Origin of the sequence: Agrobacterium sp. DE0009 (assembly GCF_007680755.1) — a bacterium.
GTDB lineage: Bacteria > Pseudomonadota > Alphaproteobacteria > Rhizobiales > Rhizobiaceae > Agrobacterium > Agrobacterium tumefaciens_B.
Genome location: NZ_VEIU01000001.1, coordinates 950,109 through 967,519, shown reverse-complemented (window position 1 = coordinate 967,519; position 17,411 = coordinate 950,109). Strand labels below are relative to the sequence as shown.

Here is a 17,411-nt window from a genome sequence, read left to right as displayed (position 1 = left end):
AAATATCGGAGAACAAGCGAACACACGCAGCATGACCGGCCGCACATCCAGGCCGGGACGGAAGGAAAGGGCGGATAATGCGCATTCTCGTTGTTGAGGACGATGCCAATCTCAATCGTCAACTGACCGATGCCTTGAAAGAGGCCGGTTACGTGGTCGATCAGGCATTCGACGGCGAGGAAGGTCATTATCTGGGCGATACCGAACCCTATGACGCCATCGTTCTCGATATCGGCCTGCCGCAGCTGGATGGCATTACCGTCGTTGAAAAATGGCGGGCGGCCGGCAAAGCCATGCCGGTGCTCATCCTGACTGCCCGCGATCGCTGGAGCGACAAGGTGGCGGGCATCGACGCCGGCGCCGATGACTATGTGACCAAACCGTTCCATGTCGAAGAAGTGCTGGCCCGCGTGCGTGCGCTCATCCGTCGCGCTGCCGGCCATGCCTCCTCGGAGCTGGTCTGCGGCCCGGTGCGGCTCGACACCAAATCCTCCAAGGCGACCGTCAACGGCACGACGCTGAAGCTCACCTCGCACGAGTTCCGTCTGCTGTCCTATCTCATGCATCACATGGGCGAGGTCGTCTCGCGCACGGAGCTGGTGGAGCATATGTACGATCAGGATTTCGACCGCGATTCCAATACGATCGAGGTGTTTGTCGGACGTCTGCGCAAGAAGCTTGGGGTTGATCTGATCGAGACGATCCGTGGTCTCGGTTACCGGATGCAAGCGCCGGCAGATGCGAAGTAATTCTCTCACCGCCCGCGTTCTGCTGCTCGCCTCGCTTTGGTCGGTGCTGGCGCTGGTGGTGATCGCCGTCGTGATCTCGACGCTATATCGGCAGGGGGTGGAGCGCAGCTTTACCGATCTGCTGCGGGCGCAGCTCTACAATGTCATCAATTCCGTCACGATCTCCAACGAGAACACGCTCGCCGGCAGCCCGCAGCTTGGCGATCTTCGTTTTTCGCAGCCTGATACGGGCTGGTACTGGGTCGTGGAGCCGCTTGGCAATTTCCAGACCGCACCGCTGGTGTCTTCGTCGCTCGGCGTTTCCACCCTGCCGGTGCCGAGCATTCTCGATGCACCCTTCGACAACAGGTACGAGCGCTTTTATACCGTGACCGATGAAGCCGGTAATCAGGTGCGGGTGGGGGAAACCGAGGTCGTTCTGGACGGCGAGGGCCGTGCCGCGCGGTTCCGCGTCTCGGGCAATTTTAATGTCGTGGAAGACGATGTTCGCGACTTTTCCAACAGCCTTTATCTGGCGCTGGCCGTCTTTGGTGTCGGCAGCCTCGTCGTGAATGGCCTTGCCATTCTCTACAGTCTGCGGCCGCTCGATCAGGCCCGCGTCGCGCTTGGCAAGATCCGGGGCGGTGAGGCGGAAAGCCTCGAGGGCGAGTTCCCGCGTGAAATCCAGCCGCTTGCCAATGAGGTCAATGCGCTGATCGACAGCAATCGAAGGCTCGTGGAGCGCGCGCGCATGCAGGTCGGCAATCTCGCCCATTCGCTGAAGACGCCGATTGCCGTTCTCCTGAACGAAGCCCGCACGCTCGATCCGCAGCATGGCGATCTCGTGCGCGCTCAGGCGGATGCCATGCAGGCCCAGGTGCAATCCTACCTCTCGCGTGCCCGCATTGCCGCCCAGCGCGGCTCCATTCTTGCCCGCGTGGAGGCCGAACCGGCGCTGGAGAGACTGGTGCGGGTGATGCGCCGCCTCAACCCGGACAAGCAGTTCATTTTGAACATAGACCAGGCCGGTGCGGTGCTCGGCATGGAGCAGCAGGATCTGGAGGAGGTCGTCGGCAATCTTCTGGAGAATGCCGCGCGCTTTGCGCAGACGCGGGTGGTGATCACGCTTGGCGCCGGGACACACCCGTCTTCCGATGCCGAAATCGCCCGTCGCGCCTGGGTGGAACTGACGGTGGAAGACGATGGGCCAGGGCTGGAGCCGGAGCAGATCAGCGAGGCCATGAAGCGCGGCCGCCGCCTTGACGAGAGCCGGCCGGGAACTGGTCTCGGATTGTCGATCGTTTCCGAGGTGGTGTCAGAGTACCATGGCCGCTTCTCGCTGTCGCGGAGCAACATCGGCGGCCTGAAGGCCGACCTGATTTTGCCCGGGCTTTCGAAAGAGCTTGCGTGAGCCGCGAAAAAAGGCAAGAGATTCAATGCCGATATATTGGGTGCGATGCAGTAGAAAGAGGACAGGGTTTGGTTGACGTTTACGATGGCTGCCGTTCCGTGACGATGCGTTCACTGGTCTCACGCCCGGCACTTCTCTCCATCCTGTGTGTCTCGATGCTGAGCGCCTGCACCACCACCGGCACCCGCCCATCCGGCGGTGGCCTGTTCGGTCGGTCAGCGCAACCGTCAACCCCCATTCTTGCCAATCTGCAGGGCGGCATCGTCGGACGAAGCGGCGTTGAGCTTGACCGTGGCGACCAGACGAAAGCGCTTGAAGCGGAGTATAAGGCGCTGGAAACCGCACCGGTCGGCACGCCGGTCTCATGGTCTGGCGATGACGTCAAAGGACAGGTGGTTGCCAATGCGCCCTATCAGGTCGGCAACCAGAACTGCCGCCAATATTCCCACACCTTGACGGTCGATGGACGCGAAATCAAGGCGCGCGGCGCTGCCTGCCGCAATGCCGACGGAAGCTGGTCGCCTCTCACCTAGAGCATTTCCAGCCGAAGCGTGTCGTCAAGTTTGACGTAAATCAAGGTCGCGGGCCTTCGACGGTGAGAAAAAGGGCGCGGCGCGACAGCCGAAACAGCATCTGCGGTGCGGCGTGATGTCTCAAATTCGCGTCATCCTCGCGCTTCATGTTTCCATGTCACGCGCATTCGAGTAATTGAGCCTAATGTTCTGGATTGTCGTTGCGATATTGACGGCGGCTGTTGCCCTCGTCCTGATGTATCCGCTGATGCGGAAAACCGAAGTGTCGCAGACGCGCCGCGACGGTGAGGTTGCCGTTTATCGCGACCAGCTGGCCGAACTCGATCGCGAACGCAAGGCGGGCCTGATCGGCGAAACCGAGGCCGAATACGCCCGCGCCGAAATCGGCCGTCGCCTGTTGGCCGCCGCCGAAGCCGAGGAGAGGCCGGCAAAAGAGGACCGGCCGCGTCGATACAATCTCGCCGCAGGCTTCATCACCGCCCTCCTGCCGGCACTCGGTCTCTGTCTTTACATCTGGAACGGCAGTCCGGAGACGCCGGACATGCCGCTCGAGGCACGTCTCGCAAACCCCGGCAACGACATGAACCTTCTGGTTGCCCGCGCGGAACGGCATCTGGCGCAGAACCCCGAGGATGCCGCCGGATGGGACGTTCTGGCGCCGATCTATTTCAAGATGCAGCGCCTTGGCGACGCCGAGCTTGCTTATCGCAATGCGTTGCGTATTGCCGGACCAAGTGCCGAGCGATTGACGGGCCTTGGCGAAACGCTGGTGGCGGGCAATGACGGTGTCGTCACTGACGCTGCAAGGGACGCCTTTGCAGAGGCCGACCGGCTGAGCCCCGGTAATCCGCGCACCCGTTTTTATCTGGCGCTGGCGCTAGAACAATCGGGCAAGTCTGAGGAGGCTCAGTCGGCCTTTAGGGAACTTGCCGCCGCTGCACCCGCCGGTGCTCCGTGGCTGCCATTGGTGCAGGAACATATCGCCCGTACTGGCGGAAAAGCCGGGACAGGGCCAACTGCCGCCGATGTGGCTGCTGCTAATGACATGGCGCCAGCCGACCGCCAGGCGATGATCGAGGGCATGGTTGCGAGCCTCGATGCCAAGCTGAAGGAGAACCCTGATGATGTTGAAGGGTGGATGCGGCTCATGCGCGCTTATTCCGTGCTGAAGAACCAAGCCAAGGCTGGTGAAGCCTTGCGGGACGGCCTGCAGGCTTTCCCACCGGAGGGCGAAGAGGGCAGGCAGCTTCTGGCGCTGGCAAAGCAACTCGGTGTTTCCGCCGGACCGATCCGCCCCACCGGACAACAGGATGCCGCGCCGCAGGGAGTGACGCAATGACCCGCAAACAGAAACGGCTGGCGATCATCGGCGGCGGCATGAGTTTCATCGTGGCGGCCGTTCTGCTGGTCATGTTCGCTTTCGGGCAGTCCATCGCCTATTTCTACATGCCTGCCGATCTGGAAAAGACGCCAGTCAATCCCGGCACGCGTATTCGTCTTGGCGGTCTGGTGGCCGAAGGCTCCATCAAGCGCGGCGAGGGACGCACGGTCAGTTTCACCGTCACCGATGGCGAGGCGACCGTGCCGGTGAGCTATACCGGCATCCTGCCGGATCTCTTCCGTGAGGGGCAGGGCGTGGTGACGGAGGGCATGTTCGATGCCACCACGCACGGTTTTGTAGCCGACAGCGTTCTGGCCAAGCACGACGAGAATTACATGCCAAAGGAAGTGGCGGACAGGCTGAAGGACAAGGGCCTCTGGCAGCAAGAGGAGGGCGGAAAGCAGCCCGCCGACGCGGTCTCAGGCGCAGCCTCTTCCGCCGACAAGACCGGAGCGACCCGATGATCAACGAGATCGGCCATTACGTCCTTGTTCTGGCGCTTGGCGTCGGGATGATCGTCTCGATCCTGCCCGTCATTGGGGCGCGCCGCAATGATCGTGCCTTGATGGACGTTGCGTCCATCGGCTCCCTCCTGATGTTCCTTTTGGTCGGTCTGTCTTTTGCAGCGCTAACGCGAGCTTATGCGGTCTCGGATTTTTCCGTGCGCAATGTCTGGGAAAATTCGCATTCTCTGATGCCGATGCTCTACAAGTTGACCGGCGTGTGGGGCAACCATGAAGGATCGATGCTGCTGTGGCTGCTCATCCTCGTGTTTTTCAGCGCGCTCGTCGCCACCTTCGGCCGCAACCTGCCGGAAACGCTCAAAGCCAATGTACTTGCGGTGCAGGCCTGGATTTCCGTCGCCTTCCTGTTGTTCATCCTGCTCACCTCCAACCCCTTCCTGCGGCTGGCCCGGGTGCCGGCCGAGGGGCAGGACCTGAACCCGATCCTGCAGGATTTCGGTCTCGCCATCCATCCGCCATTGCTTTATCTCGGTTATGTCGGCTTTTCCGTCTGTTTCTCCTTTGCAGTTGCCGCCCTTCTGGAAGGGCGCATCGATGCGGCCTGGGCTCGCTGGGTGCGGCCTTGGACGCTTGCTGCCTGGACCTTCCTGACGGCCGGTATCTCCATGGGCTCCTACTGGGCTTATTATGAGCTCGGCTGGGGTGGCTGGTGGTTCTGGGATCCGGTAGAAAACGCCTCCTTCATGCCGTGGCTTGCCGGCACGGCGCTCTTGCATTCGGCGCTCGTCATGGAAAAGCGAGAGGCGCTGAAGATCTGGACCGTGCTTCTGGCGATCATGACCTTTTCGCTGTCGCTGCTCGGCACCTTCCTCGTGCGATCCGGCGTGCTGACCTCGGTCCATGCTTTCGCCACCGATCCGAGCCGCGGCATTTTCATTCTCGGCATCCTCACCGTTTTCATCGGCGGCGCGTTCGCGCTTTTTGCCTGGCGGGCGCCGACGCTGAAGGCCGGCGGCCTCTTCGCGCCGATCTCGCGTGAAGGTGCACTTGTCCTCAACAACCTTATCCTGACGGTTTCGACCGCGACTGTGCTGATCGGCACCCTTTATCCACTCATCCTCGAAACCCTGACGGGCGAAAAAATCTCGGTCGGTGCGCCTTTCTTTAACCTGACCTTCGGCTTGCTGATGATCCCGATCCTGATCGTGACGCCATTCGGCCCGATGCTGGCCTGGAAGCGCGGCGATCTTCTCGGCGCTTTCCAGCGGCTTTATGTGGCCGCTGCTATTGCGGCTCTGGCCGGGCTGACGCTGTGGTATATCGAAAATGGCGGTCCGGTGCTTGCAGCCCTCGGTATCGCCGCCGGTTTCTGGCTGATTCTCGGCGCGCTTGCCGATCTGTGGTATCGCGCCAATTTCGGAAAACTCGCTTTCGGGATCGCGTTTCGCCGCCTGAAAGGCCTGCCACGGTCGGCCTTCGGCACGGCGCTGGCGCATATGGGTCTCGGCATCACGGTGCTCGGCATCGTCATCGTCACCACCTATGAGACCGAAACGGTGCTGGAGATGAAACAGGGCATGGTGGCGGAAGCGGGCGGCTACAGCCTGACCTTCGACGGCATCCGCCACGCCGTCGGCCCGAACTTTACCGAAGATCGCGGCCATTTCACCGTGCGCAGGGCGGGTGTCGAGGTGGCCGATGTCTGGTCCTCGAAGCGACTCTATACCGCGCGGCGCATGCCGACGACGGAGGCAGGCATTCTGACCTTCGGCCTCAGCCAGCTCTATGTGTCGCTGGGCGACCCCATGGCGGATGGCGGCATGGTGGTGCGTATCTGGTGGAAGCCCTTCATTCTCTGCATCTGGGGCGGCACGCTTTTCATGATGGCGGGCGGCGTCATCTCGCTCTCCGACCGGCGCTTGAGGGTTGGCGCGCCGACCCGCAAGGCAAAGCCAGTGCCGGCGGCGATGCCGGGAGCGGCGGAATGAGCAGGCTCGTCGTCAGGCTGACTTTTCTTCTGACCGTCCTGTTCGCGGCCGTTTCGCCCGCCAGCGCCTTCAACCCCGACGAGGTCCTGAAGGATCCGGTTCTCGAACAGCGCGCCCGTCATCTTACCTCCCAGCTGCGCTGCATGGTCTGCCAGAACCAGTCCATCGACGACAGCAATGCGGAGCTTGCCAGAGACTTGCGGGTGCTGGTGCGCGAGCGGATCGTCGAAGGTGACAGCGACGAGGCGGTCATCGATTACGTTGTGTCGCGCTACGGCGAGTTCGTGCTTCTGAAGCCGCGCCTCAGCCTGCGCACGATCCTCCTGTGGGGCGCGCCGATCGGCCTCACACTTGCGGGCGTTCTTGCGGTCTTCATCTTTTCCCGCCGCCGGGTCACGCTGGAGCAACCGAAAAAACTCAGCGCTGACGAAGAGGCGAAAATCAGAGATCTCCTTGAAAAATAACCGTTTTTCTTTTTTCAGATCGGTTCTTTTTCAACATTACAGATTTTTCATTCCTCAGACACTTCGCTGTAAGGTGCCGCCTCCTATATCTTCATCATCCACCGCTTCCCCGGTCATACGGGTTCCAGTCTGAATGAAGAAAGAAGGTACACCATGTCTCATTCGCAAAACGGCCATTCCTCGCTGAAGACGGCCCTGAAGGCCACGACCGTTGGCGGTCTTGCTGCGCTGATGCTCTCGACCGGTCTTGCCGCGCCTATCCTGCATTCCTTCGCCGCCCCTGTCGAAGTCACGGCGCCGCAGGTTCCAAGCTTTGCCAATGTGGTCGATGCCGTATCGCCCGCCGTCGTATCGGTTCGCGTGCAGTCGAACGTGCAGCCTGCTTCCGATGACTCCAGCAACTTCTCCTTCAACTTCGGCGGCCGTGGCCTCGACCAGCTGCCGGACGACCATCCGCTGAAGCGCTTCTTCAAGGAATTCGGCGGCCCGAACCAGGATCGCTCGGACCGTGGTCCGAACCGCCACCGTGACGGCAAGGGCCCGCTGCGCCCCGTCGCTCAGGGCTCCGGCTTCTTCATCTCCGAAGACGGTTACGTCGTCACCAACAACCACGTCGTGGATGATGGCTCGGCTTACACCATCGTCATGAATGACGGCACCGAACTCGATGCCAAGCTGGTCGGCCGCGACCCGCGCACCGATCTGGCGCTGCTGAAGGTCGATGTGAACCGCAAGTTCACCTATGTGAAGTTTGCCGATGACAGCAAGATCCGCGTCGGCGACTGGGTCGTCGCCGTCGGCAACCCGTTCGGTCTCGGCGGCACGGTCACCTCGGGCATCATTTCGGCCCGTGGCCGCGATATCGGCTCCGGCCCCTATGACGACTACCTGCAGATCGACGCTGCCGTGAACCGCGGTAACTCGGGTGGCCCGGCCTTCAATCTCAATGGTGAGGTTGTCGGCATCAACACGGCGATCTTCTCGCCGTCGGGTGGCAGCGTCGGCATTGCCTTCGCCATTCCATCGTCCGTCGCCAAGGAAGTGATCGCCGACCTGCAGAAGGACGGCAAGGTCGAGCGTGGTTGGCTCGGCGTGCAGATCCAGCCTGTGAGCAAGGACATTGCCGAATCGCTTGGCCTTTCCGAAGCCAAGGGAGCGCTCGTCGTTTCGCCGCAGTCCGGCTCTCCGGGCGACAAGGCCGGTATCAAGCAGGGCGACATCATCACCGCCGTCAATGGTGAGACGATCAAGGACGCCCGTGACCTCTCGCGCCGCATCGGTGCCATGGCGCCGAACAGCAAGGTCGAGATTTCGCTGTGGCGCAATGGCAAGTCGCAGTCCGTCAACGTTACGCTCGGTGATCTGGCCAGCGATGAAGCCTCCAAGTCTGCACCGAGCCAGGGTGACGACAAGGGCGGCCAGTCCTCCAGCGATAAGGTTCTCTCGAGCCTCGGCCTGACGGTCGCACCCGCTGAAGATGGAAATGGCCTTGCCATCACCGATGTCGATCCCGACAGCGATGCCGCTGCCCGTGGTCTGAAGACGGGTGAGAAGATCACCTCGATCAACAACCAGCAGGTAACCTCCGCCGCCGATATCGAGAAAATCCTCGAGCAGGCCAAGAAGGACGGACGTTCCAAGGCGCTGTTCCAGATCCAGACAGATGACGGCAGCCGCTTCATCGCTCTGGACATCGACCAGGGTTGATAGGCTGAAACTCGATGCCGGTTCTTTCGGGAGCCGGCGTCGCTACGGATCATGTCTCGCTATAGGAACGAGACAAGGAATGTGGAGCGAATGCGCACAGCTTGTTTCTTCTCCCCGCCGGGGAGAAGTCCGCGGTAGCGGGATGAGGGGGCAAGGGTAGAGATATTCGGCAACGTTACCCCCTCATCCGACCCTTCGGGCCACCTTCTCCCCGGCGGGGAGAAGAAACCCAGCCGCACCCGCCCAATCCATAGACGATTGCCCGTCTTGAAGCGCAATGGTGCCAGAAACCAGGTCTTCGGAGGAAACCTCATGGAAAACAAAGTTCAGGAAGTTACTCCCGCATCTGTTTCCGGTTGTACGGAAATGGGCGAGGGCGCTATTGTCCCGCACATGAAGATTCTTGTCATTGAAGACGACCTCGAGGCTGCGGCCTATATGACCAAGGCGTTCCGCGAAGTCGGGATCGTTGCCGATCATGCCAGCGACGGTGAGAGCGGCCTTTTCATGGGCTGCGAGAATGCCTATGACGTGATGGTAATCGACCGCATGTTGCCGCGCCGCGACGGACTTTCCGTCATCAGCGAGCTGCGCCGCCGCGGCATCGAGACGCCGGTGCTGATCCTGTCGGCGCTGGGTCAGGTCGATGACCGCGTGACCGGCCTGCGTGCCGGCGGCGACGATTATCTGCCAAAACCCTATGCCTTTTCCGAACTGCTCGCCCGCATCGAGGTGCTTGGCCGCCGCAAGGGCAAGCCTGAGCAGGACATGATTTATCGCGTTGGCGATCTTGAGCTTGACCGACTGTCCCACGATGTGCGGCGTGGCGGCAAGGAAATCCTGTTGCAGCCGCGCGAGTTCCGCCTGCTCGAATATCTGATGAAGAATGCCGGGCAGGTCGTGACCCGCACCATGCTTCTGGAAAACGTCTGGGATTACCATTTCGACCCGCAGACCAACGTCATCGACGTGCATGTCTCGCGTCTGCGCTCGAAGATCGAAAAAGATTTCGAGAAGCCGCTGCTGAAGACAATTCGCGGTGCGGGTTACATGATGAAGGACGAGGGCTGATTGGCGAAAATGGCCCGCCTCAGAATTTTGTTCAGATCGACGGCAGTGCGCCTTTCGGCGCTCTATATCCTGCTTTTCGCGCTCTGTGCCGCATTTCTGGTCTTTTACGTCACAGCGCTTTCCGAACGCCTGTTGAACCAGCAGACGCGGGATGCCGTGCTGCAGGAAGTCTCCGATGTCCAGCGCGTCTATAATCGTGGCGGCATCAATCCGCTGCTGCGGATGATGGAGCGCCGCGCCCGCCAGCCGGGGGCGAGCCTTTATATCATCGCCGGGCCGAACGGCGAAATCCTCGCTGGCAACGTCGCGTCCGTGCAGCCGGGCGTTTTCGACAAGGAGGGCTGGACGGGTTTCCCCTTCCGCTACGAGCGCTATTCCGAAAGCGGCGACAGCGTGCAGCACCTCGCCACCGCAAATGTCTTCGTGCTTGATAACGGCCTGCGTATCCTGATCGGCCGCGATCTGGGTGAACCGACGAAGTTCCGGGCGCTGGTGCGCAACGCCCTGATGGTGGCTCTTGCGATCATGAGTGGCGGTGCTTTGCTCATCTGGTTCGGCATTGGCCGCAATGCCTTGAAGCGTATCGACCGCATGTCGGCGGCGACGAAGAAGATCATGGCGGGTGATCTATCCCAGCGCCTGCCGGAAGGCCGCTCGGGCGATGAATTCGACCGGCTGTCTGGCTCGCTCAACGCCATGCTCGGCCGCATCGAAAAGCTGAATGAGGGCCTGCGACAGGTCTCCGACAACATCGCCCATGACCTGAAGACCCCGCTGACCCGACTGCGCAACAAGGCGGCGGCAGCCCTGGATGACGCCGACGAGACCAAGCGGCGGGCCGCGCTGGAAGGCATTATCGCTGAATCAGACCAGCTCATCCGCACCTTCAACGCGCTGTTGATGATCTCCCGCGTCGAGGCCGGTTCGATTGCCGCCGAAATGACCGATGTCGACGTGTCAGCGATTGCCGCCGACAGCGCCGAACTTTATGAGCCTGTTGCCGAGGATGCCGGTCTCGTATTGGAAACCCAGATCGAGCACGGGCTCTCCGTAAAAGGAAATCGTGAGCTGATCGGCCAGGCGCTCTCCAACCTCATCGACAACGCCATGAAATATGCCTGCGAGGCCGAGGGCGACAAAAAACTCGTCGTTCGTCTGGCAAGAGAGCCGGAGGCGATCGTGCTTTCCGTTGCCGATAACGGTCCCGGCATCCCCGCCGACAAGCGCGGCGAAGTGCTGAAACGGTTCGTCAGGCTGGATGAAAGCCGCTCCAAGCCGGGCACCGGGCTTGGCCTCTCGCTGGTGGAAGCCGTGATGGAGCTGCACGGCGGATCATTGCTGCTCTCGGACACGGATGCCACCAACACGGCCTGTCCTGGGCTTACTGTCTCCATGAAATTTCCCGTTACGACAGGCTAAAAACACGCCCTGACTTCGGGCATGTTTTTCTGGTCGCAATCCGTGCATCATTTGTTACAACCGTCTGCATGATGGCGGGTTCGGGCACGGATCGCTGCCAGAATGCGGGATGGGAGACTTGCGTGACAAAAGACGAAAGCATTGCCAGAAGTCTGAGCGAGGTTCTGCCGGGCGCGATCCGCCCCTATACGCAGACGGAACTGAAATCCGTTCTTTCGACGCTAAAGGATATCGGCAAGGCAGAGCCGGCGGTCGCCGCGCTGATGGCCGAAGAAGGCCCGTTGAAGGACTTCATTGCCAATGCATTTACTCTTTCTCCCTACTTGCGCGACATGGCAGCGGCGGATGAAGGCCTGCTGTCGCTGGCAACGTCGAAACCGCTTGAGCCGCTGCTGACCGATCTGGTTCGCGAGGCGCGCGACTGCTGGAAGCCGCGGGAAGACGGTGGCACACCGAGCGAAGCCGAGGTGATGTCGCGGTTACGGATCGCCAAGAGGCGCCTGTCTTTTATCGCCGCCCTTGCCGATCTCGCCCGCATCTTCACCGCCCGCGATACGACACGCTGGCTGAGCGACATGGCGGATGCCTCGCTCTCGGCGACCATCGACCACCTGCTGCTGTCGGCTCATGAGAGCGGCAAGCTCAAGCTGAAAAATGTCGCAGCGCCCAGCGAGGGTTCCGGGCTGATCGTGCTCGGCATGGGCAAGCTCGGCGCGCGGGAACTCAACTATTCCTCTGATATCGATGCCGTCGTGTTCTTCGAGCCTTCGGCCGGCATCATGGACGATCCCTATGATGCCACGGAGAATTTCGGCCGCATGATGCGCCGGCTCGTGCGCATCATGCAGGAACGCACCGCCGATGGTTATGTCTTCCGCACCGATCTCAGGCTGCGGCCAGACCCTGGCTCGACGCCGCTCGCCATTCCCGTGGAGGCGGCGCTGCTTTATTACGAGGGCAGGGGCCAGAACTGGGAACGGGCCGCCTATATCAAGGCACGGCCGGTGGCAGGCGATATCAAGGCGGGCGAAAATTTCCTGCGCGAGTTGACTCCCTTCATCTTCCGCAAATATCTCGATTATGCGGCAATTGCCGATATCCACTCCATCAAGCGCCAGATCCACGCCCATAAGGGCCATGGCGCGATTGCGGTGAAGGGCCATAATGTCAAGCTCGGGCGCGGCGGCATCCGTGAGATCGAGTTCTTCGCCCAGACCCAGCAGCTGATCGCCGGCGGCCGCATGCCGCCGCTACGCGTACGCGCGACCGAAGAGGCGCTGGCGGCACTGACCGAGGCAAAATGGATCGACGCCGAAACCCGCGACAGCCTGACGGAAGCCTATTGGTTCCTGCGCGAGGTGGAACACCGCATCCAGATGGTGCGCGACGAGCAGACCCATGTGCTGCCGGACACCGAAGCCGAATTGAAGCGCATCGCCTTCATGCTCGGTTTCGAGGACACCAAGGCTTTTTCGGAGAAGCTTGAAGAGGTGCTGCGGCTGGTGGAGCGGCGTTATTCAGCACTGTTCGAGCAGGAGGTGAAACTGTCTGGCGAGGCTGGCAATCTCGTTTTCACCGGCCAGAAAGATGATCCCGATACGCTGAAAACGCTCTCCACGCTCGGCTTTCAGCGGCCGGAGGATATCTCCCGCGTCATCCGCACCTGGCACAATGGCCGTTACCGGGCGACGCAATCGGTCGAGGCGCGCGAGCGGCTGACGGAGCTGACGCCTGACCTGCTGCGCGCCTTCGGCGAAAGCAAGCGGGCCGACGAGGCGCTGCTGCGCTTCGATAACTTCCTCTCCGGCTTGCCGGCGGGCATTCAGCTCTTCTCGTTGCTCGGCAACAATCCCGCACTCCTGTCGCTGCTGGTGACGATCATGTCGTCGGCCCCGCGTCTGGCCGAAATCATCGCAGCCCGCCCGCATGTCTTCGACGGCATGCTCGACCCGGCTTTGATGAGCGACGTGCCGACACGCGATTATCTCGCCCACCGCATGGGCAATTTCCTCTCCAACGCCCGCCATTACGAGGATATTCTCGACCGGCTGCGCATTTTCGCCGCCGAACAGCGTTTTCTCATCGGCGTCAGGCTGCTGACCGGCGCGATCCGCGGCGAGGTCGCCGCCCGCGCCTTCACCCACCTTGCCGATCTGGTCATCGAGGCGGCGCTGAATGCGGTGCTTTCGGAAATGGAGGCGGCGCATGGGCCTTATCCCGGCGGGCGCGTTGCCGTCATGGGCATGGGCAAGCTCGGCTCCTTCGAGCTGACAGCCGGTTCGGACGTCGATCTCATTCTGCTTTACGATTATGACGACACCGCCCATGAATCGACCGGCGCAAAGCCGCTCGATGTGGTGCGTTATTTCACCCGCGTCACCCAGCGGCTGATTGCCGCCCTGTCAGCGCCGACGGCCGAAGGCGTGCTCTACGAGGTCGACATGCGGCTGCGCCCCTCCGGCAACAAGGGACCAGTGGCGACCCGCATTTCCGCCTTCGAGAAATACCAGCGTGAGGAGGCCTGGACCTGGGAGCATATGGCGCTGTCGCGCGCCCGCCTCGTCTGCGGCGAAGACACACTGATGGAGGATGCACGCCGCATCATTGCCTCCATTCTATCGCGGAAGCGCGATCTGGCGAAGGTTTCCGCCGATGTGCTGGAGATGCGAAACCTCATCGAGCAGGAGAAACCGCCGGAGAACATCTGGGACTTCAAACTCATCAATGGCGGGTTGATCGACCTCGAATTCATCGCCCAATATCTGACGCTTGTGGGCCCGATGAAGGGCCTTGCCGCGCACGAACCCGGCCGCAACACGGCTGAGGCGCTTCAGATGCTCGCCGCGCCCGTCATGGAACCGCAGGCCTTCGAAGACTGCATGGCGGCGATTTCGCTCTACACCGAAATTTCGCAGATCGTGCGGCTGTGTATCGATGGTGCCTTCAACCCAAAGGAAGCACCGGCTGGATTGATCGATCTTGTATGCCGGGCGGGGGATTGCCCTGACATTGCGACGCTCGAGGGCGAGGTGAAGCGGCTGTCGAAGGCGGTGCGGAAGGCGTTTGTGGCGGCGGTGAAGAATGGCGGGTAGGGTTGGTGGGTGCTACACCCCCCTCTGCCCTGCCGGGCATTTCCCCCACAAGGGGGGAGATCGACCAGCGGCAATCGCTCGATAATCTCAAACGTTGTGAATTTCTCGGGGAGCATCCTTCTAGCTGATCTCCCCACCTGTGGGGGAGATGCCCGGCAGGGCAGAGGGGGGTAAACCACACCCACCAAGCTTCAATGCACCGTCCCGCATCGCCCCGCCGCATGCGGAATAATGATCGTCACCACCGTACCCCGCCCCTCACACGAGCGTATCTTCATCGTCCCGCCATGCAGCTTCACCAGCGAACGGGAAATCGCAAGACCAAGCCCCGAGCCTCCCTGGCTCTTGGCATATTGGCTCTGCACCTGTTCAAAGGGCTGGCCGATCTTTTCCAGCGCCTGTGTGGGAATGCCGATGCCGGTATCGGCGATGGTGAGGATCATTGCGGCCTCATGCACGTGGGTGCGCAGCGCAATGCTGCCGCCATTGCCCGTAAATTTCACGGCGTTGGAAAGCAGGTTGAGCATGATCTGCTTCATGGCGCGGCGGTCGCCCTGCATGGTGAGGCCAGCGCAGACCTTCTGCTGCACGGTGATGTTCTTCTGTTCGGCCTGGATGGCCGTCAGCCGCAGGGTTTCCTCGATCAGCGGCGCGAGATCGATTGTCTCGCGGTTGATCCGCATGTGGCCCGCCTCGATCTTCGACATGTCGAGAATATCGTTGATGACATTGAGCAGATGCTTGCCGCTGTCATGGATATCGCGCGCATATTCAGAATATTTCGGAGAACCGACCGGGCCGAACATCTCGTTCAGCAAGATTTCCGAGAAACCGAGGATGGCGTTGAGCGGCGTGCGCAACTCGTGGCTCATATTGGCCAGGAACTCCGATTTCGCCCGGTTTGCTGCCTGGGCGCGCTCTTTTTCGGCAAGGTAGTTGGCGTTGGCGTCGGAAAGCTCGGTTTTCTGGCGCTCCAATTTGTGCTGCGAGGCCGAGAGATCGCCAATGGTAGCCATCAGCCGGCGCTCGGAATCGCGCAGTCGTTCCTGATGGCGCTTGAGAAGCGTGATATCGGTGCCGACAGAGACGAGGCCACCGTCGCGGGTGCGGCGTTCGTTGATCTGCAGCCAGCGATTATCGGCGAGCTGCACTTCCGTTGTGCGGGACAGGCCGGACTGGTCCGCATCGGCAACGCGGCGTTCGACGACAGGGCGGGCGGCGGCGGCATGGACCGTGCTTTTTTCGGTCCCGGCCACAAGCACGCTGTCCGGCAGGCCATAGGCCTTCTGGTAGTGGGTGTTGCACATCACGAGGCGATCGTTCTTGTCCCATAGAACGAAGGCTTCCGAGGTGGATTCGATCGCGTCTGCGAGGCGCTGGTCGGCCTCTGCATAACGCTGGGCGAGACGGTGCTGTTCGGTGACGTCCATGGCGATACCGATGACACGCGGACCGTTATTCGTGCGGATGACCTGCGCACGGGCCCGCAGCCAGACATAATGACCCTTGGAATGGCGCATGCGGAAAATCTGGTCGATCTGGCGCAGGTTGCCGCAGCCGACGGCGCGGGCAAGTTCATAAAGATTGCCGTCTTCGGAATGCATCATGCGGGCTGCGTCTGAAAAGGAGAGCGGCGCTGCCTTTGGCGGCATGCCCAAAATTTCATAAAGCGAACCGGACCAGAACATGCGGCGGCTGGAAAGATCGAAATCCCACAGGCCGCAGCGGCCGCGCGACAGCGCCGTTTCCACCCGCAAGTTGGATTCCGCAAAGATGTCGTCCGCGTCGCGGGCGCGTTTCACCTGCATGTAATAGGCATAAAGCACGACAAGCAGGATCGATGAAATGCCGGCAAAGAGCGTCACGTTCATGGCGATTTCGCTGCGCCAGAAGGAGCGGATCGGCTGCAGCGAGCGCGCCGCGATCACCATCGCGCCGTCATCGCCAAACGGGATCATCGTCGCATAATGCTGCTGGCCATCGATATTGGTCTCGATGGTGCCGGGCGCACCGGGAAAACGCTGTACGATAGCGATCTCCGGCAGCAGGGCAGGCAGCGAGGTGCCGACATACAGCATCGCTTCCTCGCCCGCACCGGCGAAGATGCGGCCGTTGCTGCCCGATAGCAGCACCATCGTGCCATCAGCCAGGCTGCCGGACGGAAGGGCAGCGACAAGGCTCGCTTCGGCACCGGCGCGATCCTGTGCGGCAAAGACCGCGCCCTTGTTGAGAAGCGCTGCCTTGGCGGTGAGTGCCGTCAGCGCCGTGGAGTGGCGAGCGGCCTCTTCCATACGGCCGTATTCTGCCGCAATGCCGAGCATGCGCGAGGCCGCAACGACCACGAGGAAGGCAAGGATAAGAATAGGAATGAGACGCTTCAACAGGGTCTCGACCTGCGGCGCCGGACGGTCGGCGCCATTCATCAAACCGATGAGGTCACTGGAAAGCCTTTCGCCCCAGGCCGCAAGATCAGAAAATTTGGCATACGGCCGCTCATCGCCCGCAGTCGCCCGCCGCACGTTCGTCATTGTCCCGCCTTTAGATATCCCCACTGATTCGAAGCGCCGCCGCTCGAATATGCCTAATGAATCAAATGCGATTCGCCCTGTCCAGAGGCAAAAGTTAAAAGAATTTTAACCCCTTGAACCGACTCCGTATTTTTTCGGGACAATTGGATACCGTTTCTCGCAAGCCGGGTTTCGCGAAGAAAATCAGTGGGCCGGCACCCTGCTATCCGCTGTTGAGGGACAGGATTTGGGCACCGTCAGATCCCATCGAAGGCATCGAGGGCAGGGCCGAGTGCTGCGATGACGCCGTTTCCTGCGGCGGGAAGGCCGGTCAATATGGCGCTGACAATGTCGTCGCGCGTCGCACCGTGGGCCTTGGCCTCCATCACATGAAAACCAATGCCGCTTTCCAGTCGGAGCGCTGCCAGAATGCCAATGTAGATCAGGCTTTGCGTTTTTTCGTCCAGCGTCGACGCAGCGCCCAGAGCCTGCACTGCCTGAAACCAGGCCGCCTTGTGGGCTGGCGCATCGGTCATGAAGCGCTGAAACGAAGCGCTGGTTCTGGACATGTCGGTCATTTCTTTTCCTCTTCATTCAAAGGGTCGACTGCAGCCCCACTGCCTCTGATGATGTCGCTGAACGCAGG

At 61.3% G+C, this 17,411-nt stretch carries 13 protein-coding genes; 11 read left to right on the top strand and 2 right to left on the bottom strand.

The features are described 5' to 3' along the window. The first annotated feature begins 77 nt into the window (after positions 1 to 77). The 11 genes from FS804_RS04875 (at position 78) to FS804_RS04825 (ending at position 14,258) form a co-directional block, all read left to right on the top strand. The gene (locus tag FS804_RS04875) at positions 78 to 749 is read left to right on the top strand and encodes a response regulator transcription factor (protein ID WP_003509815.1); all 672 of its coding nucleotides are present in this window, start codon (positions 78 to 80) and stop codon (positions 747 to 749) included. Continuing rightward, positions 739 to 2,139, top strand: a complete 1,401-nt coding sequence (locus FS804_RS04870) for a HAMP domain-containing sensor histidine kinase (RefSeq protein ID WP_144575184.1) — start codon at positions 739 to 741, stop codon at positions 2,137 to 2,139. Before FS804_RS04875 ends, FS804_RS04870 begins: the two co-directional genes overlap by 11 nt. 104 nt (positions 2,140 to 2,243) lie before the next feature. Further along, complete coding sequence (locus FS804_RS04865; protein ID WP_063951113.1) at positions 2,244 to 2,672, top strand: hypothetical protein; 429 nt, start codon at positions 2,244 to 2,246, stop codon at positions 2,670 to 2,672. Positions 2,673 to 2,856: 184 nt separating this feature from the next. Next, positions 2,857 to 4,011, top strand: a complete 1,155-nt coding sequence (ccmI, locus tag FS804_RS04860) for a c-type cytochrome biogenesis protein CcmI (protein ID WP_186376659.1) — start codon at positions 2,857 to 2,859, stop codon at positions 4,009 to 4,011. After that, positions 4,008 to 4,517, top strand: a complete 510-nt coding sequence (gene ccmE / locus FS804_RS04855; RefSeq protein ID WP_063950971.1) for a cytochrome c maturation protein CcmE — start codon at positions 4,008 to 4,010, stop codon at positions 4,515 to 4,517. Before ccmI ends, ccmE begins: the two co-directional genes overlap by 4 nt. Beyond that, positions 4,514 to 6,505 carry a heme lyase CcmF/NrfE family subunit gene (locus tag FS804_RS04850; RefSeq protein WP_144575178.1) on the top strand — a complete coding sequence of 664 codons (1,992 nt, stop codon included), beginning with the start codon at positions 4,514 to 4,516 and terminating at the stop codon, positions 6,503 to 6,505. The genes ccmE and FS804_RS04850 overlap by 4 nt, the downstream gene beginning before the upstream one ends. Continuing rightward, a complete protein-coding gene (locus FS804_RS04845) occupies positions 6,502 to 6,969 on the top strand; it encodes a cytochrome c-type biogenesis protein (protein ID WP_144575175.1) in 468 nt (155 codons plus the stop codon). Before FS804_RS04850 ends, FS804_RS04845 begins: the two co-directional genes overlap by 4 nt. Before the next feature lie 153 nt (positions 6,970 to 7,122). After that, positions 7,123 to 8,676 (top strand): Do family serine endopeptidase, encoded by a 1,554-nt coding sequence (locus FS804_RS04840; protein ID WP_063950974.1) that lies wholly within the window; start codon positions 7,123 to 7,125, stop codon positions 8,674 to 8,676. Between the two features lie 312 nt (positions 8,677 to 8,988). Next, positions 8,989 to 9,747, top strand: coding sequence for a response regulator transcription factor (locus tag FS804_RS04835; protein ID WP_077225043.1), 759 nt, complete (start codon positions 8,989 to 8,991; stop codon positions 9,745 to 9,747). 9 nt (positions 9,748 to 9,756) lie between these two features. Then, positions 9,757 to 11,166 carry a HAMP domain-containing sensor histidine kinase gene (locus FS804_RS04830; RefSeq protein ID WP_144576328.1) on the top strand — a complete coding sequence of 470 codons (1,410 nt, stop codon included), beginning with the start codon at positions 9,757 to 9,759 and terminating at the stop codon, positions 11,164 to 11,166. Positions 11,167 to 11,288: 122 nt separating this feature from the next. Further along, a complete protein-coding gene (locus tag FS804_RS04825) occupies positions 11,289 to 14,258 on the top strand; it encodes a bifunctional [glutamine synthetase] adenylyltransferase/[glutamine synthetase]-adenylyl-L-tyrosine phosphorylase (protein ID WP_144575172.1) in 2,970 nt (989 codons plus the stop codon). 191 nt (positions 14,259 to 14,449) lie between these two features. Here FS804_RS04825 and FS804_RS04815 read toward each other — a convergent pair whose 3' ends face one another. Both FS804_RS04815 and FS804_RS04810 read right to left on the bottom strand, forming a co-directional pair. Continuing rightward, positions 14,450 to 16,786: a PAS domain-containing sensor histidine kinase gene (locus FS804_RS04815; protein WP_144575169.1), complete on the bottom strand. Its 2,337-nt coding sequence runs from the start codon at positions 16,784 to 16,786 to the stop codon at positions 14,450 to 14,452. A gap of 236 nt (positions 16,787 to 17,022) precedes the next feature. Further along, positions 17,023 to 17,343 (bottom strand): carboxymuconolactone decarboxylase family protein, encoded by a 321-nt coding sequence (locus FS804_RS04810; RefSeq protein ID WP_063950980.1) that lies wholly within the window; start codon positions 17,341 to 17,343, stop codon positions 17,023 to 17,025. Positions 17,344 to 17,411 lie beyond the last annotated feature (68 nt).

What these genes read in the sequence shown, in the direction of transcription:
- FS804_RS04875 (WP_003509815.1), top strand. Translation starts at nt 78, where the DNA reads ATGCGCATTCTCGTTGTTGAGGACGATGCCAATCTCAATCGTCAACTG.
- FS804_RS04870 (WP_144575184.1), top strand. Translation starts at nt 739, where the DNA reads ATGCGAAGTAATTCTCTCACCGCCCGCGTTCTGCTGCTCGCCTCGCTT.
- FS804_RS04865 (WP_063951113.1), top strand. Translation starts at nt 2,244, where the DNA reads ATGCGTTCACTGGTCTCACGCCCGGCACTTCTCTCCATCCTGTGTGTC.
- ccmI (WP_186376659.1), top strand. Translation starts at nt 2,857, where the DNA reads ATGTTCTGGATTGTCGTTGCGATATTGACGGCGGCTGTTGCCCTCGTC.
- ccmE (WP_063950971.1), top strand. Translation starts at nt 4,008, where the DNA reads ATGACCCGCAAACAGAAACGGCTGGCGATCATCGGCGGCGGCATGAGT.
- FS804_RS04850 (WP_144575178.1), top strand. Translation starts at nt 4,514, where the DNA reads ATGATCAACGAGATCGGCCATTACGTCCTTGTTCTGGCGCTTGGCGTC.
- FS804_RS04845 (WP_144575175.1), top strand. Translation starts at nt 6,502, where the DNA reads ATGAGCAGGCTCGTCGTCAGGCTGACTTTTCTTCTGACCGTCCTGTTC.
- FS804_RS04840 (WP_063950974.1), top strand. Translation starts at nt 7,123, where the DNA reads ATGTCTCATTCGCAAAACGGCCATTCCTCGCTGAAGACGGCCCTGAAG.
- FS804_RS04835 (WP_077225043.1), top strand. Translation starts at nt 8,989, where the DNA reads ATGGAAAACAAAGTTCAGGAAGTTACTCCCGCATCTGTTTCCGGTTGT.
- FS804_RS04830 (WP_144576328.1), top strand. Translation starts at nt 9,757, where the DNA reads ATGGCCCGCCTCAGAATTTTGTTCAGATCGACGGCAGTGCGCCTTTCG.
- FS804_RS04815 (WP_144575169.1), bottom strand. Translation starts at nt 16,786, where the DNA reads ATGACGAACGTGCGGCGGGCGACTGCGGGCGATGAGCGGCCGTATGCC.
- FS804_RS04810 (WP_063950980.1), bottom strand. Translation starts at nt 17,343, where the DNA reads ATGACCGACATGTCCAGAACCAGCGCTTCGTTTCAGCGCTTCATGACC.